Origin of the sequence: Martelella limonii, from assembly GCF_013344475.1 — a bacterium.
Lineage (GTDB): Bacteria > Pseudomonadota > Alphaproteobacteria > Rhizobiales > Rhizobiaceae > Martelella > Martelella limonii.
Genome location: NZ_JABUOU010000002.1, coordinates 362,473 through 388,466, shown reverse-complemented (window position 1 = coordinate 388,466; position 25,994 = coordinate 362,473). Strand labels below are relative to the sequence as shown.

Annotated in this window: 28 protein-coding genes; 16 read left to right on the top strand and 12 right to left on the bottom strand. The window is 61.4% G+C overall.

Annotated features, from left to right (window positions below):
* The first annotated feature begins 100 nt into the window (after nt 1-100).
* Together HPQ62_RS07030 and HPQ62_RS07025 are read left to right on the top strand one after the other, a co-directional pair.
* Entirely contained in the window at nt 101-901 is an 801-nt protein-coding gene (locus tag HPQ62_RS07030) for a glycosyltransferase family 25 protein (RefSeq protein ID WP_174801803.1), read from the top strand.
* A gap of 92 nt (nt 902-993) precedes the next feature.
* Complete coding sequence (locus HPQ62_RS07025) at nt 994-1,788, top strand: glycosyltransferase family 25 protein (RefSeq protein ID WP_174801802.1); 795 nt, start codon at nt 994-996, stop codon at nt 1,786-1,788.
* A gap of 223 nt (nt 1,789-2,011) precedes the next feature.
* Here HPQ62_RS07025 and thrS read toward each other — a convergent pair whose 3' ends face one another.
* The 4 genes from thrS to HPQ62_RS07005 all read right to left on the bottom strand — a co-directional run bounded on the left by thrS (nt 2,012) and on the right by HPQ62_RS07005 (nt 6,090).
* Nucleotides 2,012-3,979 carry a threonine--tRNA ligase gene (thrS, locus tag HPQ62_RS07020; protein WP_174801801.1) on the bottom strand — a complete coding sequence of 656 codons (1,968 nt, stop codon included), beginning with the start codon at nt 3,977-3,979 and terminating at the stop codon, nt 2,012-2,014.
* A gap of 146 nt (nt 3,980-4,125) precedes the next feature.
* Complete coding sequence (locus tag HPQ62_RS07015) at nt 4,126-4,812, bottom strand: outer membrane protein (protein ID WP_174801800.1); 687 nt, start codon at nt 4,810-4,812, stop codon at nt 4,126-4,128.
* A gap of 108 nt (nt 4,813-4,920) precedes the next feature.
* Nucleotides 4,921-5,406: an Lrp/AsnC family transcriptional regulator gene (locus HPQ62_RS07010; RefSeq protein WP_174801799.1), complete on the bottom strand. Its 486-nt coding sequence runs from the start codon at nt 5,404-5,406 to the stop codon at nt 4,921-4,923.
* Nucleotides 5,407-5,472: 66 nt separating this feature from the next.
* On the bottom strand, nt 5,473-6,090 hold the full coding sequence (locus HPQ62_RS07005) for a uracil-DNA glycosylase family protein (protein ID WP_174801957.1): 618 nt from the start codon (nt 6,088-6,090) through the stop codon (nt 5,473-5,475).
* A 134-nt stretch (nt 6,091-6,224) separates the two neighbouring features.
* Between HPQ62_RS07005 and HPQ62_RS07000 the strand changes: the two genes are divergently transcribed.
* Together HPQ62_RS07000 and HPQ62_RS06995 are read left to right on the top strand one after the other, a co-directional pair.
* The gene (locus HPQ62_RS07000; RefSeq protein ID WP_174801798.1) at nt 6,225-7,895 is read left to right on the top strand and encodes a sensor histidine kinase; all 1,671 of its coding nucleotides are present in this window, start codon (nt 6,225-6,227) and stop codon (nt 7,893-7,895) included.
* Entirely contained in the window at nt 7,885-8,391 is a 507-nt protein-coding gene (locus HPQ62_RS06995; protein ID WP_174801797.1) for a GNAT family N-acetyltransferase, read from the top strand. The genes HPQ62_RS07000 and HPQ62_RS06995 overlap by 11 nt, the downstream gene beginning before the upstream one ends.
* A gap of 2 nt (nt 8,392-8,393) precedes the next feature.
* Here the strand turns inward: HPQ62_RS06995 and HPQ62_RS06990 are convergent, their stop codons facing one another.
* Together HPQ62_RS06990 and cobT are read right to left on the bottom strand one after the other, a co-directional pair.
* The gene (locus tag HPQ62_RS06990; RefSeq protein WP_174801796.1) at nt 8,394-8,756 is read right to left on the bottom strand and encodes a diacylglycerol kinase; all 363 of its coding nucleotides are present in this window, start codon (nt 8,754-8,756) and stop codon (nt 8,394-8,396) included.
* A 76-nt stretch (nt 8,757-8,832) separates the two neighbouring features.
* Complete coding sequence (cobT, locus tag HPQ62_RS06985) at nt 8,833-9,849, bottom strand: nicotinate-nucleotide--dimethylbenzimidazole phosphoribosyltransferase (RefSeq protein WP_174801795.1); 1,017 nt, start codon at nt 9,847-9,849, stop codon at nt 8,833-8,835.
* Nucleotides 9,850-9,945: 96 nt separating this feature from the next.
* Here cobT and HPQ62_RS06980 point away from each other — a divergent pair, with 96 nt between their 5' ends.
* Together HPQ62_RS06980 and HPQ62_RS06975 are read left to right on the top strand one after the other, a co-directional pair.
* Nucleotides 9,946-10,725 carry an adenosylcobinamide-GDP ribazoletransferase gene (locus HPQ62_RS06980; protein WP_174801794.1) on the top strand — a complete coding sequence of 260 codons (780 nt, stop codon included), beginning with the start codon at nt 9,946-9,948 and terminating at the stop codon, nt 10,723-10,725.
* 43 nt (nt 10,726-10,768) lie between these two features.
* Nucleotides 10,769-11,470 (top strand): retropepsin-like aspartic protease family protein, encoded by a 702-nt coding sequence (locus tag HPQ62_RS06975; protein ID WP_174801793.1) that lies wholly within the window; start codon nt 10,769-10,771, stop codon nt 11,468-11,470.
* A 26-nt stretch (nt 11,471-11,496) separates the two neighbouring features.
* On the opposite strand, the gene HPQ62_RS06970 is transcribed toward HPQ62_RS06975, so the two are convergent.
* From HPQ62_RS06970 to HPQ62_RS06955, 4 genes are all read right to left on the bottom strand, one after another.
* Nucleotides 11,497-12,318, bottom strand: a complete 822-nt coding sequence (locus HPQ62_RS06970; protein ID WP_174801792.1) for a sulfite exporter TauE/SafE family protein — start codon at nt 12,316-12,318, stop codon at nt 11,497-11,499.
* Nucleotides 12,319-12,581: 263 nt separating this feature from the next.
* Entirely contained in the window at nt 12,582-12,791 is a 210-nt protein-coding gene (locus tag HPQ62_RS06965) for a DUF3126 family protein (RefSeq protein WP_174801791.1), read from the bottom strand.
* Between the two features lie 93 nt (nt 12,792-12,884).
* Nucleotides 12,885-13,712, bottom strand: coding sequence for a serine O-acetyltransferase (cysE, locus tag HPQ62_RS06960; protein ID WP_174801790.1), 828 nt, complete (start codon nt 13,710-13,712; stop codon nt 12,885-12,887).
* 114 nt (nt 13,713-13,826) lie between these two features.
* A complete protein-coding gene (locus tag HPQ62_RS06955) occupies nt 13,827-14,612 on the bottom strand; it encodes an alpha/beta fold hydrolase (protein WP_174801789.1) in 786 nt (261 codons plus the stop codon).
* Between the two features lie 131 nt (nt 14,613-14,743).
* On the opposite strand from HPQ62_RS06955, the gene HPQ62_RS06950 reads away from it, so the two are divergent.
* The 3 genes from HPQ62_RS06950 to HPQ62_RS06940 all read left to right on the top strand — a co-directional run bounded on the left by HPQ62_RS06950 (nt 14,744) and on the right by HPQ62_RS06940 (nt 17,012).
* Nucleotides 14,744-14,989 carry a zinc-finger domain-containing protein gene (locus HPQ62_RS06950; RefSeq protein WP_174801788.1) on the top strand — a complete coding sequence of 82 codons (246 nt, stop codon included), beginning with the start codon at nt 14,744-14,746 and terminating at the stop codon, nt 14,987-14,989.
* A gap of 48 nt (nt 14,990-15,037) precedes the next feature.
* Nucleotides 15,038-16,201, top strand: coding sequence for an FAD-dependent monooxygenase (locus tag HPQ62_RS06945; protein ID WP_174801787.1), 1,164 nt, complete (start codon nt 15,038-15,040; stop codon nt 16,199-16,201).
* Between the two features lie 124 nt (nt 16,202-16,325).
* Nucleotides 16,326-17,012, top strand: coding sequence for an SH3 domain-containing protein (locus HPQ62_RS06940; RefSeq protein ID WP_174801786.1), 687 nt, complete (start codon nt 16,326-16,328; stop codon nt 17,010-17,012).
* Between the two features lie 175 nt (nt 17,013-17,187).
* Here the strand turns inward: HPQ62_RS06940 and HPQ62_RS06935 are convergent, their stop codons facing one another.
* Nucleotides 17,188-18,375 (bottom strand): cystathionine beta-lyase, encoded by a 1,188-nt coding sequence (locus tag HPQ62_RS06935; RefSeq protein WP_174801785.1) that lies wholly within the window; start codon nt 18,373-18,375, stop codon nt 17,188-17,190.
* Between the two features lie 361 nt (nt 18,376-18,736).
* Between HPQ62_RS06935 and HPQ62_RS06930 the strand changes: the two genes are divergently transcribed.
* From HPQ62_RS06930 to HPQ62_RS06915, 4 genes are all read left to right on the top strand, one after another.
* The gene (locus tag HPQ62_RS06930; RefSeq protein ID WP_174801784.1) at nt 18,737-19,765 is read left to right on the top strand and encodes an amino acid ABC transporter substrate-binding protein; all 1,029 of its coding nucleotides are present in this window, start codon (nt 18,737-18,739) and stop codon (nt 19,763-19,765) included.
* A gap of 108 nt (nt 19,766-19,873) precedes the next feature.
* Nucleotides 19,874-21,067, top strand: a complete 1,194-nt coding sequence (locus HPQ62_RS06925; RefSeq protein ID WP_174801783.1) for an amino acid ABC transporter permease — start codon at nt 19,874-19,876, stop codon at nt 21,065-21,067.
* Between the two features lies 1 nt (nt 21,068).
* A complete protein-coding gene (locus tag HPQ62_RS06920) occupies nt 21,069-22,223 on the top strand; it encodes an amino acid ABC transporter permease (protein WP_174801782.1) in 1,155 nt (384 codons plus the stop codon).
* Nucleotides 22,224-22,241: 18 nt separating this feature from the next.
* Complete coding sequence (locus HPQ62_RS06915; RefSeq protein ID WP_280516257.1) at nt 22,242-23,024, top strand: amino acid ABC transporter ATP-binding protein; 783 nt, start codon at nt 22,242-22,244, stop codon at nt 23,022-23,024.
* A gap of 293 nt (nt 23,025-23,317) precedes the next feature.
* On the opposite strand, the gene HPQ62_RS06910 is transcribed toward HPQ62_RS06915, so the two are convergent.
* On the bottom strand, nt 23,318-23,476 hold the full coding sequence (locus HPQ62_RS06910; RefSeq protein ID WP_174801781.1) for a hypothetical protein: 159 nt from the start codon (nt 23,474-23,476) through the stop codon (nt 23,318-23,320).
* A gap of 190 nt (nt 23,477-23,666) precedes the next feature.
* Between HPQ62_RS06910 and HPQ62_RS06905 the strand changes: the two genes are divergently transcribed.
* The 3 genes from HPQ62_RS06905 (at nt 23,667) to rcdA (ending at nt 25,924) form a co-directional block, all read left to right on the top strand.
* Nucleotides 23,667-24,956 carry an MFS transporter gene (locus HPQ62_RS06905; protein ID WP_174801780.1) on the top strand — a complete coding sequence of 430 codons (1,290 nt, stop codon included), beginning with the start codon at nt 23,667-23,669 and terminating at the stop codon, nt 24,954-24,956.
* The gene (locus HPQ62_RS06900) at nt 24,946-25,137 is read left to right on the top strand and encodes a DUF1192 domain-containing protein (protein WP_174801779.1); all 192 of its coding nucleotides are present in this window, start codon (nt 24,946-24,948) and stop codon (nt 25,135-25,137) included. The genes HPQ62_RS06905 and HPQ62_RS06900 overlap by 11 nt, the downstream gene beginning before the upstream one ends.
* A gap of 274 nt (nt 25,138-25,411) precedes the next feature.
* Nucleotides 25,412-25,924, top strand: a complete 513-nt coding sequence (gene rcdA / locus HPQ62_RS06895) for a protease adaptor protein RcdA (protein WP_174801778.1) — start codon at nt 25,412-25,414, stop codon at nt 25,922-25,924.
* Nucleotides 25,925-25,994: the final 70 nt, after the last annotated feature.

Genomic DNA, 25,994 nt, shown 5'->3' with positions numbered 1-25,994 from the left:
GCAAGGCATCGCCGCGCGGACGCGCCGGATCCTGGCGGCATCCCCTTCCTTCCTCACGGCGACTGTACTAAAACCGTTGGCTGACTGAGGGGAGGCTCGCGTGCTGGTCTATATCATCAATCTGCCGAAGCACACCGAAAGGCGCAAGCATCTCGCCGAACGGTTTGCCGCCGCCGGGCTTGAACCGATCTGGGTCGAGGCCGTGGACGGTCACGCGATTGCGGATGAGGAAATCGCGGCGCGCGCGGCCTATCCCAGGGCCGGGAGCTATGCTCTCTCGCGCACCCAATATGGCTGCTATCTCAGCCACCTCAAATGCTGGCAGGCGTTTCTGGCAACGGATCAATCGCATGCTGCGATTTTCGAAGACGATATCCATCTGGGAGAAGGTTTCGGGAGCTTTCTCCATGAGGCGCAGAGGCATTTCCCCGCCGATGGCGACCTCGTCAAGCTGGAGACCTGCCTCCAGCTGGTGCGGATGCCGGCGCGCCCGATCTCCAAGATCAGCGACCGCGACCTCTACCGGCTGGCATCGCGCCATCTGGGAGCAGCCGCCTATATCGTCAGCCGCAAGGGCGCGCGCAAGCTGGAGGAAAACAGCGACAAGTTTTCCATGGGCGTGGATGCGATCCTCTTCAACCCGAGGCCTTTGCTCAAACATCCGATGGTCGCCTATCAGGTCGATCCGGCGATCTGCATCCAGGATGACATCGCCTATCGCTGCGGCCTTCCGCAGCTCGGCTTCTCTTCGGCCAACCCGGTCCCGAAAAGCAAACGCTCCTACGGCACCAGCAGGGTCCAGCACTGCCTTTATCTGTTGCGCGACAGCTTGCGCCGGCTGAAGCTGCGGATGGGCTACCTCACTGCGGGGTGCCGGAAGCGGCTTGTCGACTTTCGCTGACTGCGCGTATCGCCTTGCAAGCGCCCGGTGAGCGCTATAACACGGCAAAGCAATTTTTCAGGGCGCCCCACCATCGCCGGGCAAGGAATGCCGTGCACACATTCGTCATCAATCTCGACCGCGATACAGCTCGCCTTGCAAGGCTTGAAGCTCTGTTCGGGGACCGTGGCCTTGCCTTCACCCGCGTTGCGGCAGTGGATGCGAAGACGATGTCCGCAGCCGACATCGCCGGGCATTGCGCCTATCCCGAACCGGTGAGCATCCGGCTTCTGCCGGGAGAGGTCGCCTGCTATCTCAGCCACATCAAGGCCTGGCGGATGCTGATCGAGAGCGGCGAGCCGCATGCCGCGATCTTCGAGGACGACATCGACATCAGCGACGACGCCGCCGGCATACTTTCTGCGATCGGCGGATGGATGACCGACGAAGCCGATATCGTGAAGCTTGAGACCAGCCTCAAGCCCGCCGAACTTGGCCGCCACGTCACCGCGCCGCTCGGCGACCGCGAGCTTCGGCGGCTTGCCGGTTGCCACATCGGCGCTGCCGGCTATGTGATCTCGCGCGGCTGCGCCGCGAAGATGATCCGTGAAAGCGCGCAACTGAAAATGGCCGTCGACACCATGCTGTTCGATCCGCGCGGCGGCATCGCGGAGACGCTGTCGCTCTTCCAGCTCTCGCCTGCACTCTGCATCCAGACCCGCCTTCAGGATGACGACGAGACAAAAATCGAAAGCAACATCGCGGCGCGCGCGGACCAGAAATCCTACGGAACCAATTTTACCGACATTCTCGTAAACCGGGTGAAGGACAGGGCTGGCTATGCCGCGCGGCGGCTGCGCAATCTGGTGAATGGCGTCAGAACCCGCATGGTTGCGTTCAAGCCCTGAGCCTGCAAACAGGCAAGAACGGCCAGAAAGCCTTGCCCGACGGCTTCATCCCCTGCCCTGCACCGTGGATCCAGGCGCTCAACTGATTGAATGTCCTGAGCGCCGCTGCAAACGATTGCCGTGCTTTATGGCTCCTCATGTCAGGCACGAGGATGACACCGAACTCATGACATGTTTGCCAACAAATTGAAGGCGGGGCCGATGACCCCGCCTTCCCTGTCGATTACCCGCGTTTGCGCAGCAGGTCCGGAGGCGTTGCCTCTTCGATCAGCATTGCGAGGGCGTCACTCAGCGACATTGACTGCTGGTCGCGCGATCCGAGGCGGCGGATATTGACCGTCTCCTCTTCCGCCTCGCGCATGCCGCAGACCAGGATGACCGGCACCTTGGCAACCGAATGCTCGCGGACCTTGTAATTGATCTTCTCGTTGCGGAAGTCGGTCGAAACCGAAAGTCCCGCATCCCGCAGGCGCTCCGCCACCTTCTCGCCGTAACCATCGGCCTCGGAGGTGATGGTTGCAACCACCACCTGCTGGGGCGCAAACCACAGCGGCATGTGGCCTGCATGGTTTTCGATCAGGATACCGAGGAAGCGCTCGAGCGAGCCGCAGATGGCGCGATGCACCATGACCGGCTGCTTCTTTTCCGAGCTCGAGTCGATGTAGAAGGCGCCGAAACGCTCCGGCAGGTTGAAGTCGACCTGCGTGGTGCCGCACTGCCATTCGCGGCCGATCGCGTCCTTCAGCGTGTACTCGAATTTCGGCCCGTAGAAGGCGCCCTCGCCCGGCAGGATGCCGGTCTTGATGCGGCCGCCGGACTGTTCTTCGATGGTCTTGAGAACCGAGGTCATGATCTCCTCGGCATGATCCCAGCTCTCGTCCGAACCCACGCGTTTTTCCGGGCGGGTGGAGAGCTTCACCACGATTTCCTTGAAGCCGAAATCCTCATAGACCGACAGGATCAGGTCGTTGATCTTCAGGCATTCCTCGGCCAACTGGTCTTCGGTGCAGAAGATATGGGCATCATCCTGGGTGAAGCCGCGCACGCGCATTAGCCCGTGCATCGCGCCTGAGGGCTCGTAGCGATGGACGACGCCGAATTCCGCATAGCGGATCGGCAGTTCGCGGTAAGACTTCAGACCATGCTTGAAGAGCTGGACGTGGCCGGGGCAGTTCATCGGCTTGAGCGCGAAGACGCGCTTGTCTTCCGCTTCCTCATCCGCGCAGGCAACGGCGAACATGTTTTCGCGGTACCATTCCCAGTGGCCGGAGGTGCGCCACAGCGAAGTGTCGAGCACCTGGGGTGCGTTGACCTCCTCATACTCCCCGGCGAGCCGGCGGCGCATGTAGGACGTCAGCGACTGGAACATGCGCCAGCCCTTGGAATGCCAGAACACGACACCCGGGCCTTCTTCCTGGAAATGGAACAGGTCCATCTCGCGGCCGAGGCGGCGGTGGTCGCGCTTTTCGGCTTCTTCCAGGAAGGTCAGATAGGCGTCGAGATCCTTCTGTTCGGCCCAGGCGGTGCCATAGATGCGGGTCAGCATCGGGTTGTTGCTGTCGCCGCGCCAGTAGGCACCCGCCACCTTCATCAACTTGAAGGCATCGCCGATCTGGCCGGTAGACGCCATGTGCGGGCCGCGGCAGAGGTCGAACCAGTCGCCCTGCGCGTAGATCTTCAGGTCCTGGCCTTCCGGAATCGCGTCGACGAGCTCGACCTTGTAGGCCTCGCCCTTTTCGGCAAATACCTGACGCGCCTTGTCGCGCGGCCAGACCTGCTTGGTGAAGGCTGCGTTGCGCTTGATGATCTCGCGCATCTTCTTTTCGATCTTCGGCAGATCTTCCGGCGTAAACGGGGTCTCGCGCGCGAAGTCGTAGTAAAAGCCGTTCTCGATAACCGGACCGATGGTCACCTGGGTGCCGGGCCACAGTTCCTGCACGGCTTCCGCCATGACATGGGCGGCATCGTGGCGGATCAGTTCCAGCGCGCGGTCATCGGCGCGGGTCACGATCTCGATGCGGCCTTCGGTGACGGGGTCGGAAAGATCGCGCAGCTCGCCGTCAAGGGCGATCGCGACGGCCTTCTTGGCCAGCGACTTGGAAATCGATTCCGCGACGTCGCGGCCGGTGGTTCCGGCGGCGTATTCGCGCTTCGAACCATCCGGAAAGGTAAGGGAAATCTGCTCGGACATGTCATGCTCCTGAAAACCAGTCCCGCCAACGAATGCGGGTGGACACTCTGCCGCTCGCGCGGCCTCTCAAACGAGGCTGCTCAATAAAGAAAAAACGGCCCTGCGTAAAGCCGCACGACCGTTTCAATAAAATCATGAATGCTGCGTCAGAACTTGACGCCGATGCCTGCCTTGACCGCATGCGTGTGCATTCTCAACTGGGTGTCGACGCCCGCAAACGAGGCAACATCAGCGAGCGCATCCTGGTCGGGGTAGGCAGTATAACGGTATTCGAGCCGCCCGAAGACGTTGTCGGTAAAGGCGTAATCAAGACCGGCCCCCACGGTGTAGCCGTAGAGCGTATCGGTCAGGGAGGAACCGAGCGCGCGGAAATAGGCATTGGCAAGCGCCCCGCCGCCGGTGACATAGACCAGCGCATTGCCGACATTGTAGCCGACACGGCCGCGCAGACTGCCGCTCCAGTCGGAGCCGACATCGAGATCGATACCGAGGCCCGACGGGACGCTGTCCTTGCCCCAGCTGTAGTCCGCGTCTGCTTCAAGGCCGATGACGACATTGCCAAGCTGCTTGTTGTAGCCCGCAAACAGCGTCGCGATGGCCCCGTTGAAACCGAAATCCTCGGAGCCGAGACCAGACAGCGTGCCACGCGCGCCTGTCCAGCCATAGCCGCCCCCGATACCCGCATAAGCGCCATCCCACTGCAGAGCCGGCTCACTATAGGCCGGCTGATAGGCCACAGGCTGCAATTGCGGGCGCAACGCCAGATCGGCGGCATGTGCCGGAACGGCGGTAATGGCGATGACGGCGGCGAATGGTGCAACGACCCTCTTCATGGACCCCTCCATGGTTGAATGTGACCGAGCACTACCGCAGGGAGGGTTAAGAAAGCGTCATTCTATGGTTTACATAGCCTTAATGCATGCAACTTTTCATTGTTGTGCTCATTCTCCGTTGCGCGCGGTTTCGAGCTTCATGTAGTCGAGTGGCAACTGCGTCGAGAACTTGATCTGCTCCATGGCGAAGGACGAGGACACATCGCGTATCTCGATCTTGGCGATCAACCGCTTGTAGAAGGCATCATAGGCGGCGATGTCCGGCACGACCACGCGCAGGAGATAATCGACCTCCCCGCTCATGCGATAGAATTCAAGCACTTCGGGGAAATCGCCGATCACTTCGGAGAACCGTTTCAGCCACTCGACCGAATGGGTATTGGTGCGGATCGCGACGAATACCGTGACATTGGCATTGACCTTTTCCGGATCCAGCAGCGCCACGCGGCGCTTGATCACGCCCTCTTCTTCCATCTTCTGGATACGGCGCCAGCAGGGCGTGGTCGAAAGGCCGACCTTCTTGCCGATATCGGCAACCGCGAGTGTGGAGTCCTCCTGAAGAAGACGCAAAATTTTCCTATCCAAACGGTCCATATCCGCTCCATATAAAATATTTTGCTCTTATACCACGATTTTTGACGCTGAAAAGTGGCAATCAGCTCAACCGCCATAAAGCCTGACTGCCGCCTTCAGCTCGGGCAGCACCTCCTCCTCAAACCACGGATTGCGCTTCAGCCAGGCAGTATTGCGCCAGCTTGGATGCGGTAGCGGCAGGATGCGCGGAGCGGCATTGGCGAAATAACTCGCCCGCCAGTTCCTGACCGTTTCCGTCAGCGTCTTGCGGCTTGCTTTCCCCATATGCCATTTCTGGGCATACATGCCGATCGCCAGAACCAGTTCGACCTGCGGCATCGCCGCCATGGTCTGTTCGCGCCATTGGGGCGCGCATTCCCTGCGCGGCGGAAGATCGCTGCCGTTCTTGTCATAGCCAGGGAAGCAGAACCCCATGGGCAGGATCGCGAAACGGGCGCTATCGTAGAACGCCGCGCGATCGATCCCCATCCAGTCGCGCAACCGGTCGCCGGAGCGATCATTGAAGGGAATGCCGGTCTCATGAACGCGCAGGCCCGGGGCCTGGCCCGCGATCAGCACCCGCGCCGTCTCTGACAGCACCGCCACCGGGCGCGGCTCATGCGGGAGCGGCGCCTTCTCCTTCGGACAATCGCGACAGATCCGGCAGGCCGCAATCCGCGCGGCAAGTTCGCTCTGCTCCGTCAGTGGACATCTCCGCCGTTTCACCCCAGTTGCGGGATAGATGTATTACCGCAATCCTAAAAAACACCCCTAACAAATCCTTTACGAATTTCTTAAGAATTCGTTCGTATTCTCGGTTGCAATCGAGGATGGATGCGATGACGAACCGTGCCAAGCTGATTGTAAGCCAAGACACAAACGGGGAATTCCACGCAGCGCTGCAGAGCCTGCAGAAGAGCGCGCCTGCGGTGACGATCATGCTGGCGCTTGCCGGCTTCGGATTTCTTTATCTCGGCCGCGACCTGATCTTCGTGGTCTGGGCGCTGGCGGCGCTGATCCTCCACGCGATTGCCTTCATGACCGTTCGCCGCGCCGCGATCGAGGGTCGCGATACTGCAAGCGTCCGCAAATGGAACGCGCGCGTCATCGGGGCCTACTGGCTCGCCGGCGGCGCCTGGGCCCTTCTTGCGGTCCTCGAATGCAAGGCCTGCACCGGCACCGCCTTTCCGTTCTTCAAAGCATCGATGGTCATCGTCGCGCTGTCGATGATGGCGCTTGGTGCCGTTGCGCTGCCGCGTTCGGCCTGGCACGTGTTCATGCCGGCAGTCGCAGCCTTCGCCATCGCCGCCTATCGCAGCGGCGCGGTGTTCGATATCGGCCTTGCCGCAGTCCTTGCCATCGTCATGCTGTTCATCGCCTATTTCAACCATCATCTGGCGAAATCCGAAAAGGCGCTGAAGACCAAGGAAATCGAGAAGGACGCGCTGACCGAACGCCTGACCGAAAGCCTGGCAAAGGCAAAGGCAGCAGCCGCAGCGGCGGAACAGGCCAATCAGGCCAAATCGACCTTCCTCGCGGCCATGTCCCATGATCTGCGCACGCCGCTCAATGCCATCATCGGCTTTTCGGAAATCATGAAAACCGAGATGATGGGCCCGCTGCCGAACCCGTACTACCGCGAATATGCCGCCGACATTCACCAGTCCGGCCGTCACCTGCTCGACATGATCGACAGCGTCCTCGACCTGTCGCGGCTTGAAGCCGGCGGCTACCGTCTCAACGAGAAGCCGGTCTATCTGGTCGATGTGATCGATGCCTCGCTGGCGATGATCGGCGGGGAAGCCGCACGCCGGACGATTGCGCTGAAATGCGATGTCGCACCCGGATTGCGGCCGCTGTTTGCCGATGGCAGGGCCGTGAAACAGATGCTGATCAACCTGATTTCGAACGCCGTCAAATTCTCCGCCGCCGGTTCCGACGTTCTGATCCTTGCCGGCGAAACCGACGATGGCGGCCAGTATCTCAGCATCCGCGACTTTGGCTGCGGCATGGACGAAGATGCGCTGGCGCTGGCCACCACCGCGTTTTCGCGCGGCGCGGGAGCCCGCCATACCGAAGGGTTCGGGCTTGGCCTCTCGATCGTCAAGCAATTGGCGGAGGCCCATCAGGGCGAGCTCATCCTGCAGTCGGCGCCCCGCGAGGGCACGCTTGCGACCCTGCTGTTTCCGAAAGCCCGCGTCAACGCGATGCCGGAAGCCGCGGTTCAACATACCCCCACCGGCCTCTCGCTGCCGATCTCCGCCGAAAGGCACATGCCGTTCCAGCCGGACAGCATCACGCTTGATCCGCCGGCAAGCATTGCCGAGAGCCGCGACGCGCGCGACCGGCTGGCCGCGTCGCTGAAACGCCGCGCCCGCAGGATCGCCAATGACAGCCCGCGCGGCCCACGCGCAGACGATCAGGCCGACGCGAAGCTCGAAGCCGAGATCATCAGCGCGCTGATGGCGGAAGACCATACCGAAGGACGCAGCGCCGCCAATGCCGCATGATTTTCCAATACCCACATTCGAGACCGAAAGACTGAGACTGCGTCCGCTCGTTGAGGAAGACTGGACCGGCTATTTCGCCTTCCTCGCATCTGAACGCGCTATCCACATGGGCGGGCCGCACGGCGTTGAAACGGCATGGTCGTTCTTCTGCAACGATATCGCCCAATGGCATCTCTATGGTCACGGCGCATTGATGTTCGAGGACCGGTTATCGGGCGAAACGCTGGGACAGGTCGCCATCTGCAAGGGGCCGATGTTTCCCGAACTCGAACTCGGCTGGTTCCTCTACGAAGCGGCCGAAGGCAAGGGCTATGCGGTGGAAGCCGCCGCCGCGATGCGGGACTGGGCAAAGGAAAGGCTCGCGCCCGAGAGCCTCGTCAGCTACATCGATCCGGACAACACGCGTTCGATCCGGCTGGCCGAGCGGTTGGGCGCGGTTCTTGATCGCGATGCCCGAGCGCCCCATGAAGCGACGCTGGTCTACCGGCACATCTGACTTTAGAAGAACACCACGTAGACCGCATAGATCACGTTGCATGTGATCAGGCAGAAGGTCGCGAAGGATCCGAGGTCCTTGGCATGCTTGCCCTCGATCGAGCGCTCCGGCGACACCCGGTCGATGATCTCCTCGACGGCCGTGTTAAGCGATTCGACGGCGAACAGGACGAACATCAGCATCACGAAGATCATGAACTGGAGCGCGCTCGCTCCCGCGATGAAAAACACCACGAGGCCGAGCACGAATCCGATCAGTTCGTGACGGAAAGCCTCTTCCTTCAAAAGCCTTGTGAAGCCGTGGAACGAATATCCGCCGGCTGCGAACAAGTGGCTGAAACCCTTCTTCTTTTCGATCGGGGCCATACGTCGTCCTTCGTCGCTGCCGTTTCATTGCGGGAGAAGCTGCCACACGCCTGTGACAGGCCTGCGACAGCAAGGATCAATGGTCGCGGCCGGAAACGCCCGCTTCCTCGAAGGTCGCCATGCCAGAATGGCAGGCGGCCGCAGCCTTGACAAGGCTTGCCGCAAGCGCAGCCCCCGTGCCCTCTCCGAGCCGCATGCCAAGCGCCAGAAGCGGCGTCTTGCCGAGCTTCTGGATCAGCTTGAGGTGGCCGGGTTCTGCCGAAACATGGGCGATCATGCAATGATCGATCGCCGAAGGATTGGCCGCCTTCAGGACGGCGGCTGCAGCGGTTGCGACATAACCATCGATCAGCACCGGCACCTTCTGCATCCGCGCGGCGATGATCGCGCCAGCGATCGCGGCCAGTTCGCGTCCGCCAAGGCGGCGCAGCAGTTCGAGCGGATCGGAGAGATGGTCCTTGTGCACGGCGACCGCCCGTTCCACCAGCGCGAGCTTTCGCTCATATGCCTCGCCCTCGACCCCCGTGCCGGGACCAACCCAGTCGGCCGCAGTGCCGCCATAAAGCCCGTAGCACATCGCCGCCGCAATGGTGGTGTTGCCAATGCCCATTTCACCAAGACACAGAAGATCGACACCGCCCGCAACCGCTTCCATCCCATAGGCCATGGTAGCCGCGCAATCGCGCTCCGATAGGGCAGGCTCGACCGAGATATCTCCGGTCGGATGGTCAAGCGCCAGGTCGAAGATCTTCAGGCTGAGGTCCACGCTCGCGCAGATCTGGTTGATCGCGGCGCCGCCCTTGGCGAAATTCTCGACCATCTGCTTGGTCACCTCTGCCGGATAGGCGGAGACGCCGTGCTTCGCGATCCCGTGATTGCCGGCGAAAACTGCTACCATCGGACGATTGACGGCGGGCGGTCGCCCGCTCCATGCTGCAAGCCACATCGCGATCTCCTCGAGCCGTCCGAGCGAGCCCGCGGGCTTGGTAAGCAGAGCATTGCGCTTTCTCGCGGCAGAGAGTATCTCTGTATCGGCCTTGGGCAAGGCTTCCAGCAAAGTGCGAAAATCTTCGAAAGGCTGTTCGGCGCTCATTGTGCTTTCCTGTCTTTACTGAAAGTGTATGCCCACGCTCATATTTTCAGCTTGTCCCGCAATCAAGCCTTTGCAGCGAGCAAACGAGTAAAAGCGATGAAGCCGAAGCTTCTCATCACGGATCTTGCAAGCGCCGTCACCTTCCTTACGAGGCTGCGCGTTCCTCCATTCTTGTTGGGAGAAACGCCGGCCGGTGCGCGCGCTGCATGGGCGTATCCGCTTGCCGGTGGCATTGCAACCCTGCTTCCGGCGCTCGTGCTTGCGGGGCTCGTTGGGCTTTCAACGCCGCCCCTCATCGCGGCTCTGCTTTCCGTCCTGATCTGCGTGATGATCTGCGGCGGCCTGCATGAGGATGGGCTTGCCGATACCGCCGACGGGCTTTTCGGCGGACGTGACCGGGACGCGATGCTGAGGATCATGCGCGACAGCCATTCCGGCGTTTTCGGTGTGGTGGCGATCGTCATGTCCGTATTCCTGTTGGCCGTCACGCTCGCGGCGCTCGTGCTTGCCTATGGTCCGATCGCAGCCGGGCTTCTTTATATCGCGGGCGCCGTTGCCGGCCGCGCCTGTCTCGTGCTGCAATGGAGCATCCTGCCATCGGCGCGAACGGATGGGGCTGCCGCCACGCTCGGCCGTCCGGGGCGGGATGGCGCTCTTCTTGCCTTTGCGGTATCGCTCTTCGTCTGCACCGTCATCGGGCTTGTGACCGGCACCGTCCTTGCGGTCTCGACCGCGCTTCTGTCAGCCGTTGCCGCAGCATTGCTTCTGTCCGCATTCGTCAGCCGTCGGATCGGCGGCCATACCGGCGATACGCTCGGGGCGACGGCACAGGTCAGCCAGATCGTTTTCCTCCTCGCCCTTGTCATCGCCGCCTGAAGCCCGATATCCCAACGGTGATTTCTGATCGGGAGTGAATGCATTGCGGCTTTTCTGGATTTTGATCGCCATCGTGTCGGTCGGCATGATCCTGTTGATGGTGACAGGTGCCGATGGCACGACGCTCGGCGTCGACAGCGACAATTTCGCAACGGCGCTGTGGCTGGTGCCGATCCTGTTGCTGGTGTCGGCCGGCATCCTGCAGAGCCGCCGCGACCTCGGCTTCGTGTTCAAATCGCTGCTGGTCTGGGCGGCGATCCTGCTGCTGGTTGCAGCAGGCTACATCTTCCGCAATGACTTCCGCGATGTCGGCGCGCGGCTATCAGGCGGGCTTATCCCCGGCATGGCAACGGTCACGCGCTCGGCCGACGGCCGCGAGCAGGTTATCCTCAACAAGCGCCGCGACGGCCATTTCTCGGCCGATGTCGTCGTCGACGGGACATCGATCCCGATGCTGGTCGATAGCGGCGCAAGCCGGGTGACGCTGACCGCCAAAGACGCCGAACGAATCGGACTGAAGGCTTCCGACCTGAGCTACACGGCGATCGTCACGACCGCCAACGGCACCGCCATGGCCGCGCCGATCACGCTCGACGAAGTCTCGATCGGGCCGATTACGCGGCAGAATGTAAAGGCGATGGTGGCAACCGAGGGCAGGCTTCGGGAAAGCCTGCTCGGCATGAGTTTCCTGTCGACCCTGACATCGGTCGATATGCGCTCCGACGAACTGCGGCTGACGGAATAAAGCTTTGCCGGTTTGGCCTTGCGCTATCAGAAGAACGAGTAGAAGAACCGCGCTGAAATGATCAGCAGGAAGATGCCGAAGCCGGCTTCGAGCGTGCGCTTGCTGAGCTTGTGGGCGACAGTGACGCCGAGCGGCGCAATCAGCATCGTGATCGGGATGATCAGCGCGACGGCCACCCAGTTGATATAGCCGGTCGAGAATGGCGGCAGACCCGCCTTGCCCCAGCCGCCAATGACATTGCCGATAAAGCTCGGCAGCGAGATCAGGACACCGACACCCGCCGATGTTGCGACCGCCTGATGGATCGGCCGGTTGAACAGCGTCATGAATGTGTTGTTGAGCGTGCCGCCGCCAATGCCGACAAGCCCCGACAGCAGGCCGATGAACCAGCCATAGATGAAGAGCGCGGGATTTTTCGGCAGGTCGTCGCCAATCCGCCAGTGGGCGGACTTCGGGTAGAGCATCTTGAGGCCGATCAACAGCGTCAGGACGGCAAAGGTGCCGCGCAGCAAGCTGCCGGGCGCATAGGCGATCACCAGGGTCGACACGATCGCGCCGAACGGCACGGCGATCAGCCAGCGCTTCAGAAGCGCCATATCGACTGCGCCGCGTTTATAGTGCGACTGGAAGGAGCGCAGCGAGGTCGGAATGATGATGGCAAGGGAGGTGCCAACGCTGAGCTTGATACGGACGCTGTCATCGACGCCGAAAAGGGCAAAGGCCTGATAGAAGACCGGCACCAGTACCGCACCGCCGCCAATGCCGAAAAGACCCGCCAGAAAACCGGCCACGCCACCTGCAAGCGCCAGCAGACCGGCAAGTTCAAGAAGTTCGGAGAGCGGGGGCATGGTGTTCCTTTCGAAAGGATAGACTTCTTTCCAAGGCAACACGGCGGCTGGCAATGTGGGAAGGCGTGAAATGACGCGAGTCTTCCTACACCATCGGGATCAGGTCGAAAAGCTCAGATCCGCGATCTGCGGCGGCAGCGCCGATCCGTCGGGCAATGTACTGCAGAAACACGAAAGCCGGCTATTGCCGGCTTGAGAACGGGGCAAGCTCAGCGCCCCGCACACGCGGCGCTGATCCGCGCGCCGCAGCCGGGGAGAACCCCTCAGCCTTCCAGATCGACGTCGAGAATTGCCATCGAGAAATTGTAGGAACGGTCGCCGTCCTCATCGTCGAGATAGATCACGCCGATGAACTCCTCGCCGTTGTAAACCTCGCAGGAATCATCCTTGCGCGGACGCGTCCGGACGGCAAAGGCCGGACCGAAGAGACGTTTGAAATAGGCGTCGAGCTTTTTGATTTCTTCTTGCTTCAAGGTATTTTCTCCGTCTTTGCGTGTCGGCGGCTTTTGGCATGCACGCCGATGAAACGCAAACGTTCGCGTCAATGATTTGTTCGCCGGAACTTTCTATTCCTCGGAAATGATGAGTTGATCCATGGCGCGCGCCGGATCGGAGCAGCCTGCCGTGCCGACAACCTTGGCGGGCACGCCTGCCACGGTCGAATTCGGCGGCACCGGCTTCAGCACCACGGAGCCTGCGGCAATCCGCGAGCATTTGCCGATCGTGATATTGCCGAGCACCTTGGCGCCCGCGCCGATCAGCACGCTGTCGCCGATCTTCGGATGGCGATCGCCGGTTTCCTTCCCGGTCCCGCCAAGCGTGACGCCCTGCAGGATCGAGACATCGTCGCCGATCGTCGCCGTCATCCCGACGACCAGGCCTGTCGCATGGTCGAGGAAGATGCCCTTGCCCATTTTCGCGGCCGGATTGATATCGGTCTGGAACACGCTGGAGGAGCGGCTCTGCAGATAGAGCGCAAGGTCCCTGCGTCCCCGGTTCCAGAGCCAGTGCGCAAGCCGATGGGTCTGGATCGCGTGGAAACCCTTGAAATAGAGGACCGGCTCCATGAAGCGCGTGCAGGCGGGATCGCGGTCATAGACGGCCTGGATATCGACGCGCAGGATCTCGCCCCATTCCGGCCAGTCGCGGCGCATTTCCGCGAAGGTCTGACGCAGCAGGATCGCCTGCACATCCGGATGGTCGAGCCGCTCGCAGATGCGATGCACGACGCAGTCTTCCAGCGATTCATGGTTGAGGATGGTCGAGAACAGGAACGCCCCGAGGATCGGGTCCCGTTCCAGCGCATATTCGGCTTCAGCGCGAAGGCTGGCCCAGATCGGATCCACGGCCTTGAGGCTGGTATCCTGGCTCATCTTTTCGGAATGCGCGGCCATCGCGGCCTCCTCTTCTTCCGGTCTGTCCGGTCGTCGCACCCGGCGGCTACACCGCTGCGGACGTATTGGGCAGGAATATAGATCAGTGCGCCTGAATTACCAATGCGGCCCGTTTCAGTTTTTCGTGTCCGCCATCTCGCCCAGAAATTCGAGCGCGGCCTGTTTGAACACCTTGTCGCCGACGGCAAGCATGTGATCGCGATTGGGAATGTCGAGCGCGCGGGCATTGGGCATCAGATCGGCGAGCGCCTGCGCAGAGCCTGCAAGATCGTCCTTGGTGCCGACCCCGATCAACGCCGGCGCGGAAATCTCCGCAACATCCTCGCGGCTCACCAGTTCGCGGGACGTCTCGATACAGGCGGCAAGCGCGATCCGGTCGCTCTTTGTCTGATCGGCGAAGGTGCGGAACATGCGCCCGCGCGCGTGGGTGACGTCATCGAGCGACGGCGCGCGCAGCGCCGCAGCGATCGGGTCCCAGTCGCCCGCTCCATCGCAAAGCGCGATCCCGAGACCGCCGAAGATCAGGCTTCTGACCTTTTCAGGATTGGCGAGCGCCAGAAAGGCGGAAATCCTGGCACCCATGGAATAGCCCATCACATGCGCGCTTTCGATGCCGAGATGATCGAGCAGCGCCGCTGCATCGCCGGCCATCAGGCTCGGATGATAGCGGTCCGGATCATGCGGCTTGTCGCTCTTGCCATGGCCGCGATTGTCAAGCGCGATCACCCGGTATCCGGCCTCGCCGAAAGTCTTCAGCCAGCCCGGATGCACCCAGTTGACCGAGGCCGTTGAGGCAAAGCCATGGATCAGGAGAATCGGTTCGCCCTCGCCGACATCGAAATAGGCAAGTTCCAGTCCGTCATGCGTGAAACTGGCGAAATCGGGAAGATTGAAATTCATGGCTGCACCGCGGCTGATCATTGTCAGGAAGAGCCCCGCGAAAAGCCGCTGAAGCAGCCAATCGGGTACTACACATTTGCGGCAAAGAGTTATAGTGTCCGCGCCGAAAGCTCAAGGAACCGGAGACAATTATGGCTGGTCACGCGATCGCGCATTTCAAGAACGACGAGGGACATCGCTCCATCGAGATCGGGGTGAAGGAATTCATGTGCGTCGGCGCATCGGCGCCCTTCGACCATCCGCACATCTTCATCGACATGGGTGATGACAGCGAAGCCGTCTGTTCCTACTGCTCGACGCTCTACCGCTTCTCCCCTGCCCTGCACGGCGAAGAGACCAACCCGCCCGGCTGCGCCTATCAGGTCGACGCCGCCTGAGGCCAAGCCCGTCGCGCGCCGCAACGGGCGACGCGACCGGAGAGTGCCATGTCTGTTGATCATGTCGCCATTATCGGCGCGGGGATTGCGGGGCTGACCGCAGCGCTCGCGCTGGCCAGGCACGGCATTTCCAGCGAAATATTCGAACAGGCTGAAACGCTTGCCGAAGTTGGCGCCGGGCTGCAGATTTCGCCCAACGCCGCGCGCTGCCTCGACAGGCTTGGCGTGCTTGCCCTTCTGGAAAGCCAGTGGCGTGAACCGCAACAGGTGACACTGGCTTCCGGCATCAGCCTTCGGACGATTACCGGTGTGCCGGTCGGAGAAGCCCGCCGGCGCTGGAAGGCCCCTTACGGCGTTCTCCACCGCGCCACCCTGCAGACAGCGCTGACGAAGGCCGCCGCCGACGCCGAGCTCGTGACGCTGAGGCTTGGCCAGCGGATAGAATCGCCGGCAGCGCTCCGGCACAACGCCGAGCGCGCCCCGGATGTGATCATCTGTGCCGACGGGGTGTGGTCCAGAAGCCGCAACTGGATTGAAGGCGCGCCAAAGGCGCAGTTTTCCGGCAATGTCGCCTGGCGCTTCGTCGTTTCGGCGGAAGACATGCCCGCATTCTTCAACCGGGACCATGTCAGTGCGCTGATGGGCCCGATGGCCCATGTGGTGGCCTATCCGTTGCGCGATGTCGGCGGTTTCAACATCGTGGCAATCGCCTCCGGCAGCAATCCGGGCAAGACCTGGACGGGGGAGGCGCATGGCAGCTGGCGCCGCGCGATCGACAGCTATTTCTCTGACTGGCACCCTGCGCTTCAACGGCTGTTTGCAAGCGTCGATCCGGTCGTCTGGCCGCTCTACGAGGTGGGCAACGGGCGCTGGCACAATGGCCGCGACACCGTGCTCATCGGCGATGCCCTTCACGCCATGATGCCGTTTTCGGCGCAGGGCGCTGCGATGGCCATCGAAGACGCATTCGAGCTTGCAGCCTTTCTTGCGGAGCGCCCGGCCGCAGAGGCATTCACGGCCTTCGAAGCGCACCGCCGGCCGCGCCTGCAAAGACTTGCGCGCCGCACCGGCCTCAACAAGTTCGCCTATCATGCACGCGGCCCGTTCCGGGTTGGGCGCGATGTTGTATTGTCGCTGCGTTCTCCCGCATCGCTTGCAAGCGAACTGGACTGGCTCTACGGTTACGAGGCCTATGGCCTCGGCAACGGATGAAAAGCTAATTTAGAAGCTCCATGACGCGGTTTGTTCATCTCGCCTTCAGCCAGGGAACGATAGACTTCATTTTGCCATTACCTTTGCGTTAGCTGTGGCCTCAACACTCATTCGGGGAGCAAACATGAGAGCAAGCGCCGTTTTGAAATCCGCCGGCATTGCGCTGGTGGCGGCGTTGATGTCGGTTCAGGCGCATGCGGCCAATTCCGCCTTCGCCACGTCCAACGTCAACCTGCGCGCCGGACCTTCAACATCCTATCCCAGCATCACCCTGGTTCCGGCGGGCGCGAGCCTTGTGAACAATGGCTGCCTTGCCGATTACAGCTGGTGCGACGTTTCCTATGCGAATTATCGCGGCTGGCTCGCTTCGCAGTACATGCAGGTGGTGTACCAGAACCAGCGCCAGACGCTCTCGCCTGCGATCGCCTTTGCCTCGGGCGTTGCGATCACGGCCTTCACCCAGTCCTACTGGAACAATTATTACCGGAGCTATCCCTGGTACAATACCTGGGGCCGCTATCCGCCCTACCCGCCGGTGCGCCCCTATTATCCGCCACCCGGCTGGCGCGCCCCGCCCGGCTGGGGTGGCCCGCCACCCGGCTGGAGGGCGCCGCCCGGTTATCGTCCGTCCTGGGGTGCGCCGCCGCCGCCGGCCTATCGGCCGCCACCGCCGGCATACCGGCCCCCGCCGGTCAACCGTCCGGGCTACCGACCCCCGCCGCCCGGTTACCATGGCGGTCCGCGTCCGGACTATCAGCGTCCGCCGATGCCTGACTATCATGGCGGTGGTCCGCGGATGGAACGGCGTTGAAACAGCAAAGCCGGCGATCGGGAACGATCGCCGGCTTCTTCATGTCAGATGCTTGACCGCGACAGGCGCAAGGCGAGAGCATTTTGAACGTCAGGCGGAATCACCCGATGCCCGAATAAACGCGCCAAACGAATCGACAGGCCAGTTCCCTGATTCGATGAAACGTGCAAACGCTCTAGGCAGCGCGGGCGGCCGCAAGCCCCTTCTCAAGGTCGGCCATCAGATCCTCGACATCTTCGAGGCCGATCTGAAGCCGGATCAGCGGACCGTCCGACGGTGCCTTGCTGACGGTGCGGCCGGACAGGTTGACCGGCACGGCGAGCGACTCGTACCCGCCCCAGGAATAGCCGATCCCGAACAGTTCAAGCGCATCGAGAAATGCATGCTGACGCTTGCGGAAATCGCCTTCCTTGGCGGAGAGCACGATGGAAAACAGCCCGCTTGCGCCCTTGAAGTCGCGCTTCCAGAGATCATGCCCCGGAAAGGACGGCAGACCCGGATGGAGAACGCGCGAAACGCCCGGCTGACCTTCCAGCCAGGATGCGATCGCAAGTGCGCTCTTCTGGTGCTGGGCAAGGCGAACGCCCATGGTGCGCAGACCGCGCAGGATCTGGTAGCTGTCATCCGGCGCCGCGCACATGCCGGTCCAGGTATAGTGATCGAGGAGCTGTTCGTAGCATCGTTCATTGGCCGAGGCCGTGCCCATCAGGATATCGGAATGGCCGGAGGGATATTTCGTGGCGGCCCCGAGCGAGAGATCGACACCGAAATCGAGCGGCTTGAAATAGAGCGGCGTCGCCCAGGTATTGTCCATCGAAACCAGCGCGCCCCGGGCGTGGGCGATGTCGGACAGCATCCGGATATCCTGGATCTCGAAGGTGTTGGAACCCGGCGATTCGGTATGCAGGAGCCGGGTGTTGGGCTTGAACCGGGTCTCGATCTCGGCACCGATCGCGGGATCGTAATACTCGACCTCGATCCCCATCGCCGAAAGCACCTTGTCGGCGAAGCGGCGGGCGGGATCATAGACGGAATCAACGATCAGCAGATGATCGCCAGGCCGGAGGAATGCAAGCCAGGGCATTGTGATCGAGGCTAGGCCCGAGGGATAGAGCAACGTGCCCGCCGCATTTTCCAGCATCGTGAAAGCGGCCGTTGCGGCATCGGTGGTTGGGGTGCCGTGGGTGCCGTAGGTGTATTTCTGGAAGCCTTCCACCGTCGTCTTCGCATCGGGAAACAGCACGGTCGATGCGTGCACCACGGGCGGATTGACGAAACCGTGGAAGGAATGCGGGTCATGCCCGCAATGGGCGAGCGTGGTATTGTCTCCGCTTTGCGGCGCTTCGTGGTTTTTTCGGGCCATGTTGTCCATTCGCGGCTTTTTCAAAATTCTCCCGTTGTTTTGGAAGGTTGAGCATCGGCGGTCAAGATGCAAATCCCCCTGCCGCCTATACTCGACGCGACCAACAAATAGCGGATTCGACTGCCCTATTAGCCAGCAATCATGCGCCCAGATTTTATTCCACTGCTTAAATATTAGACTAAAGTGGACGTTTTCCCCGAAAACCGCCCATTTTTGAAACCCGAGTATTGACCATACGGAAAATAACGACTGAGATAAGTGCGCCCGCCCCGAGGGGACTGCGGGCAGTGGTCGCTTCTGCCTGTTGCTGAACTGGGCGGGCGGCAACTTAAGATTTCAACGATAAACAAAGGTTGGGAAAATGAAAAAGACGATTCTGTCAGCCGCGATCGGCGCAGTAGTCTTCGGCCTCGGCGCACAGGGCGCATCGGCCACGACACTTGAGGACGTCAAGTCGAAGGGAACTCTGACCTGCGGCGTGAGCACGGGTCTGCAGGGCTTTTCCGCGCCCGACAATGAGGGGAACTGGTCCGGTCTGGACGTCGATTATTGCCGCGCCATCGCTGCAGCGATCTTCGGCGATGCCTCCAAGGTGAACTTCGTAGCGCTGACCGCAACCGACCGATTCCCGGCGCTGCAGTCCGGCGAAGTCGACGTTCTGAGCCGCAACACAACCTGGACGCTTTCGCGCGACACTTCGCTCGGCCTCGATTTCCGCACCGTCAACTATTATGACGGCCAGGGCTTCATGGTCCCGAAGGATCTCGGCGTATCGTCGGCCAAGGAACTGTCGGGCGCTGCCGTCTGCGTCCAGTCCGGCACCACCACCGAGCTGAACCTTGCCGACTACTTCTCGGCCAACGGCATGGAATACAACCCGGTTGTTTACGAACAGCTCGAAGACGTCAACAACGCCTTCAACCAGGGCCGTTGCGACGTTTACACCACCGACCAGTCCGGCCTTTATGCGATCCGCCTGACGCTGACTGATCCGGACAACTATATCATTCTTCCGGAAATCATCTCCAAGGAGCCGCTCGGCCCGGCCGTTCGCCAGGGCGACGACCAGTGGGGCGACATCGTGTCGTGGGTTCACTACGCCATGCTGAACGCCGAAGAATTCGGCATCACGTCCGAAAACGTCGATGAGATGGCTGAGACCTCGGACAACCCCAACATCAAGCGTCTGCTCGGCACGGAAACCGACAGCAAGCTCGGCGCCGACCTCGGCCTTGATGAGAAGTGGGCGTACAACGTCATCAAGCACGTCGGCAATTACGGCGAAATCTTCGACAAGGACGTGGGCGCTGGCAGCCCGCTGAAGATCGAGCGTGGCCTGAACGCGCTTTGGACCAATGGCGGCCTGCAGTACGGCCCGCCGATCCGCTAAGCCGGACATCTGAACTTGAAAAATCAGGCGCATGGCGGTTATCCGCCGTGCGCCAAATAAAATAAGAACCCATCTGGGCATCAACCTTTCGGGTAAACCGGGGAACACATGGCTGACACGACAAGCAACGCTTCCTTTGGGGAGTCGCGGGCTGCCGCACTTCTGTACAATCCGACCTTCCGGGGTATCGTCTATCAGGCGGTAACGGTCATTCTGGTCGTGCTTTTCGTCTTGTGGGTGATCCACAATACCACCACCAACCTTCAGAACGCCGGCATCGCTTCCGGCTTCGGCTTCCTCGACAGCCGCGCCGGCTTCGATATTGCCCAGACGCCGATCGCCTATAACAACGACATGACCTACGGCCGCGCGCTTGTCGTCGGCATTATCAACACGATCTTCGTGTCGGTTGCAGGGATCATCACGGCCACCATTGTCGGCTTCCTCGTCGGTGTCGGACGGCTCTCCTCGAACTGGCTCGTCGCCAAGCTGAGCCAGGTCTATGTCGAAATCTTCCGCAACATTCCGCCGCTCCTGGTCATCTTCTTCTTCTACACGGGCGTCCTGTCGCTGCTGCCATCGGCGCGCGACTCGCTCGAGCTGCCCTTCGACATCTACCTGAACAATCGCGGTGTCGCCTTCCCCAAGGCCGTCTTCGGACCCGGATCCTGGCTGATGGGCGTGGCCCTGCTTGCAGCGATCGCCGCTGTCATCGGCCTCTCCATCTGGGCCCGCAAGCGCCAGATGGCCACCGGCCAGCAGTTTCCGGTGGTGCGCACCGGCATCCTGATCCTGATCCTTCTGCCGCTCATCGCCTATTTCGTCTCGGGCATGCCCGTCACCCTGGACATTCCTGAAAAGGGACGGTTCAACCTCTCCGGCGGCACCGTGATCGGCCCGGAATTCATGTCGCTCTACCTGGCGCTGTCGCTTTATACCGCAGCCTTCATGGCGGAAATCATCCGCGGCGGCATTCTGGGCGTTGCCAAGGGCCAGACCGAAGCCGCCAACGCGCTGGGTCTTCATCCGCGCAAGGTCACGCGCCTCGTGGTGGTTCCGCAAGCGATGCGCATCATCATTCCGCCGATGACCTCGGAATATCTGAGCCTTACCAAGAACTCCTCGCTCGCGGTTGCGATCGGTTACGCCGATATCGTCGCCGTCGGCAAGACCGTGCTCAACCAGACCGGTCAGGCCGTGGAAGTCGTGGTGATCTGGATGATCATCTATCTGACGCTGTCGATCCTGACATCGATCTTCATGAACTGGTTCAACGCCAAGATGGCACTGGTGGAGAGATAAGATGGCGCAAGATCTCGCTTATGTCCGCACCGAAATGCAGGAGCAGAAACCTGCGCCAAAGAAGGAAGGGACGGCGTTTCAGTGGGTGAAGGCCAATCTCTTCGCCACGCCGAAAGATGCGCTGCTTTCGATCTTCGCCATCATCTTCCTCGTGTGGGCGATCCCGCCCATGGTCGAGTGGCTGCTGATCAATGCCGCCTGGACCGGCACCGACCGCGCAACCTGCGCCACGATTGCCCAGGGCGGGGTGCGCCCTGATGGCTGGAGCGGCGCGTGCTGGGCTTTTATCGGCAACAAAATGGACCAGATCCTGTTCGGCCGCTATCCCGATCCGTGGCTCTGGCGTCCGGTTCTGGTGGCGGTGATCTTTACCGCACTTCTGATCCCGATGCTGATGCCGAAGGCGCCGCACAAGGGCTGGAACGCGCTGGCGCTGTTCATCATCCTGCCCATCGTCGGCTTCTTCATCATCTATGGCGGCGTATTCGGCCTTCCGGTTGTCGACACGTCGGACTGGGGCGGGCTGATGGTCACGCTGATCCTGTCCTACTTCGCCATCGCCGTATCGCTGCCGCTCGGCATTCTTCTGGCGCTCGGGCGCCGGTCGAAGCTGCCGGTGGTGCGCACGCTCTCGATCATCTTCATCGAGGTGGTGCGCGGCGTTCCGCTGATCACCATCCTGTTCATGGCAAGCGTGATGCTGCCGCTGTTCCTGCCGGAAGGCATGACCATCAACAAGTTCCTGCGCGCGATCGTCGGCGTGTCGCTGTTCATCTCCGCCTATATGGCCGAGGTCATCCGCGGCGGTCTTCAGGCGATGCCGAAGGGACAGTTCGAGGGGGCCGCCTCGCTCGGCCTCGGCTACTGGCAGACCATGCGGCTGATCATCCTGCCGCAGGCGATCAAGCTGGTCATCCCGGCGATCGTCAACCAGTTCATCTCGATCTTCAAGGACACGTCCCTGGTCTCGATCATCGGCATGTTCGACCTGCTCGGCATCATCAAGTTCAACTTCACCGATTCCACCTGGGCTTCGCCCGTCACCCCGATCACCGGTCTGATCTTTGCCGGTCTCGTCTTCTGGGTCTTCTGCTTCGGCATGTCGCGCTATTCCAGCTTCATGGAGCGCCATCTCGACACCGGACACAGAAGCTAGCTTATCAAGGGCGCAATCATGACAAATGTAGACACCGTCGAAACCCCTCACATGACCATCTCGGATACCGAGGTTGCGGTCGAGATGATCAATGTCAACAAGTGGTATGGCGACTTCCACGTGCTGCGTGACATCAACCTCAAGGTGATGAAGGGCGAGCGCATCGTCATCGCCGGGCCGTCAGGCTCCGGCAAGTCGACCATGATCCGCTGCATCAACCGGCTGGAGGAACACCAGAAGGGCAAGATCGTCGTCGACAACATCGAGCTCACCGACGACCTGAAGAAGATCGACGAGATCCGCCGCGAAGTCGGCATGGTGTTCCAGCACTTCAACCTGTTCCCGCATCTGACGATCCTGGAGAACTGCACGCTCGCGCCGATCTGGGTGCGCAAGATGCCGAAGAAGGAAGCGGAAGAAATCGCGATGCACTACCTGACGCGGGTGAAAATTCCCGATCAGGCCAACAAATATCCGGGGCAGCTGTCGGGCGGCCAGCAGCAGCGCGTGGCGATTGCCCGCTCGCTCTGCATGAGCCCAAAGATCATGCTGTTCGACGAGCCGACCTCCGCGCTCGACCCGGAAATGATCAAGGAAGTGCTCGACACCATGGTGGGCCTTGCCGAGGAAGGCATGACCATGCTGTGCGTGACCCACGAAATGGGCTTTGCCCGCCAGGTCGCCAACCGCGTGATCTTCATGGACCAGGGCCAGATCGTCGAGCAGAACGCGCCGGCCGAGTTCTTCGACAATCCGCAGCACGAGCGCACCAAGCTGTTCCTGAGCCAGATCCTGCACTAGGTTCGGGCAAAGGGATGATGGTGAAGGCCGACCTAGCGCCCTGCCTCAAAGCGGTGCCCAGTCCATCCTCGCATTCAGCGTCATCCTCGGGCTCGACCCGAGGATCCAGGAAACACGACGGGTGAATGTCAAAGGGTCTTGTCGATCAAGGCCCTAATCCGCCTGGATGCTCGGATCAAGTCCGAGCATGACCCTGGTGGCGAGGCCGATGCATCCAACAAGCCGCGCGTCTCCGGCTGGTCTGAGACGGCCTCTGCGGCCTACCCTTTGGCGGGCGCGTGACTGCCTTCGCCTCAAGACGGTCGGATCGCCACCACAAGCGCGGTCATGGCCAGCGCGAAAACCGCGATCTTCCAGAAATCCATGCGCTTCTTCAGACCGGGCAGCCCGAGCGGTTTGATGATCTGCACCGCCATGGCGGCAATCAGAAGCAGCGATATCAGCTTTGCCATGTCTCTCCCTGTCCGCCGGTTTCGGCGGGCTCATCCCTCTTACAATGGCAGCCCTGCTGCGTCACCCGCCGCGGGCACATTTGTTCGGTGCATTTTGCAGCGCAAGTGATAAAATCGGATCGGAACAAGTGCGGTGATGTTGCGTTGCAACCTTATCTGACAAATCAATTTTGAATGACCAGGCGATTTGATGAAACGAAATCTCTTTCCGGTTTTCGCGTTGCTCCTTGGCACGCTCTTCCTGTTTCTGGGCAACGGACTGCACGGCCTTCTCCTTCCGCTTCGCGGCGCAGCAGAGGGCTACAGCGACACCGCGCTCGGCTTTATCGGTACGTCATGGGCGTCCGGCTTCGTTCTCGGTTGCATGTTTGCGCCGCGGCTGATCATGCGGATTGGCCATGTCCGCGCCTTTTCCGGCTTCATCGCGATCATCTGCATGGTCGCACTGACGACGGGCATCTTCGTCGATGAATATGCCTGGATCGCGCTCAGAGCCGCCACCGGCTTCGCCATGGCCGGCACGCAGATGATCATCGAGAGCTGGCTCAACGAGCGGGTCGACAATTCGAGCCGCGGCGTGATCTTTACCTTCTACACCGGCATCACCCTATTTGGTGTCGTGGGCGGTCAGCTCGTGGTCGGCTTCGGCAACCCGAACACGCCGATCCTGTTCATGGTCGCGGGGATTTTCTACTGCATCGCCATGTTGCCGACAACGATCTCCAATGCCGCCTCCCCCCGCCCCCTGCAGGCCGTCAAGATCGACATCAAGCTGCTTTACCGGAACTCGCCCGTGGCCTGCATCGGCGTTCTCCTGACCGGCATTGCCAATGGCGCCTTCGGCACGCTGGTTGCCGTGTTCGCCACCCGTGCGGGGCTTCCGGATGCCGAAGTCGCGTTTCTGGTGACGGGCGCCATCCTGGCCGGCGCGATTGCCCAGGTGCCCTTCGGCAAGATTTCGGACATGACCGATCGCCGCTACGTGATCATGGGCCTTGCCGGTGCGGCTGCCCTTGCAGCCCTCTCGATCTTCCTCTTCAAGCCCGGTGCGCAGATCCTGATCGGTCTCGTCGTGATCTACGGCGCAACGGCCAACGTGCTCTACCCCGTCACCGCGTCTCATGCCAACGACTTCGCCCGGCCGGAAGACTATGTGAAGATTTCGAGCGGGCTGCTGTTCCTGTTCGGCATCGGCACGATCATCGGCCCGACGCTCGGCGGCCCGATCATGTCTGCCTATGGCCCCTACGCGCTCTTCATCATCACCGCATCCGCCCATGTCCTGATCCTCGCCTATGCGCTGCTGCGTTCGCGCCTGCGTGCGCCGGTCCCGCTCGCAGACCGCGAGGCCTTCATGGCGATGCCGGATGCCGGTACGCCGGTCTCCACCCGTGAGGGGGTTGCGCTGCGCACGCCCACCCGGGATTATCAGGACGACGAAAACCAGGGTGAAAAGGAGGAGCAGAAGAATGTGGGATGACGACGGTCGCGCCGCGCGCAAGAAGGAGAGCTACATCATCGGCACCGATCTGGAACCCCATTCCATCGAGGCGCTGAAGGGTTTTATCGGCGAACTGGAAGCCGAGATCGAACGGATCCAGACCGCAATCCGGCAGAAGGGCAGCGACCGGCAGGCGGCCGAAAGCTTCTTCCGGAAATAGCCGGTCCGGCGCCGGTAACGGTTTGTTAACCTTTCCGGTGTTTTATTGGGGATAGCCGCAATGCGGTATCGGAACCTCTGTCTTTATTCCGATCATCACCCTCTGACTCCAGAGCCGCCCCTTCGCGGCTCTTTTTTTCTGCCCGGGGGCACATTGGCGGTGGGTATTAACCCTTTATTAAGAAACGCCTTGCGGATTTCAGCTACGGGTATAATTGTTTTGAGCAGTGTCCAAGACCTGCCAATCATGCAGGCTGTGTAGTTTGAGTATGTTGATGACCAGTTCCGGTGCGAAACCCATCGATTTTGCAGGACGAGCGGCGAGCTCCCCGCAGTTTTACGCGCTTTATGCCGAAGGCATGAAGCTTGTGGAAACAACGGCCGCCTATCTCGATGGTCCGGGCCGCGCCGCATCGAAAATGCTGAGCCCGCTCGGGTCTGCACTCTATTCGACGGAATCGATCCGGCTGACGACCCGACTGATGCAGCTTGCCTCCTGGCTTCTGCTGCAGCGCTCGCTCAACACCGGCGAAATGTCGCTCGATCAGGTGGTGCAGGAGCGCCGCAAGCTGCGCCTTGGCGATGGCGAGGACCGCCTGCCCCAGGGCTGGAACGAACTGCCCCCCGGCTTCCGCGATCTCGCCGTACAGACCGAGCGTCTGGAAGCGCGTGTGCGCAAGCTTGATGACAGCCTGATGAAGCGGGCGGCCGCCGAAACGCCGGCGATGCCCGAAAACCAGGTGATCGCCCAGATCGACCTGTTGCAGACGGCTTTCGCGCGCCGTTAAGCAGAGCGCTGCCCCTGTCAGATATCTTTGACGCCGGGCTACGACCCGGAAGCCGCCACTCATGCGGCAA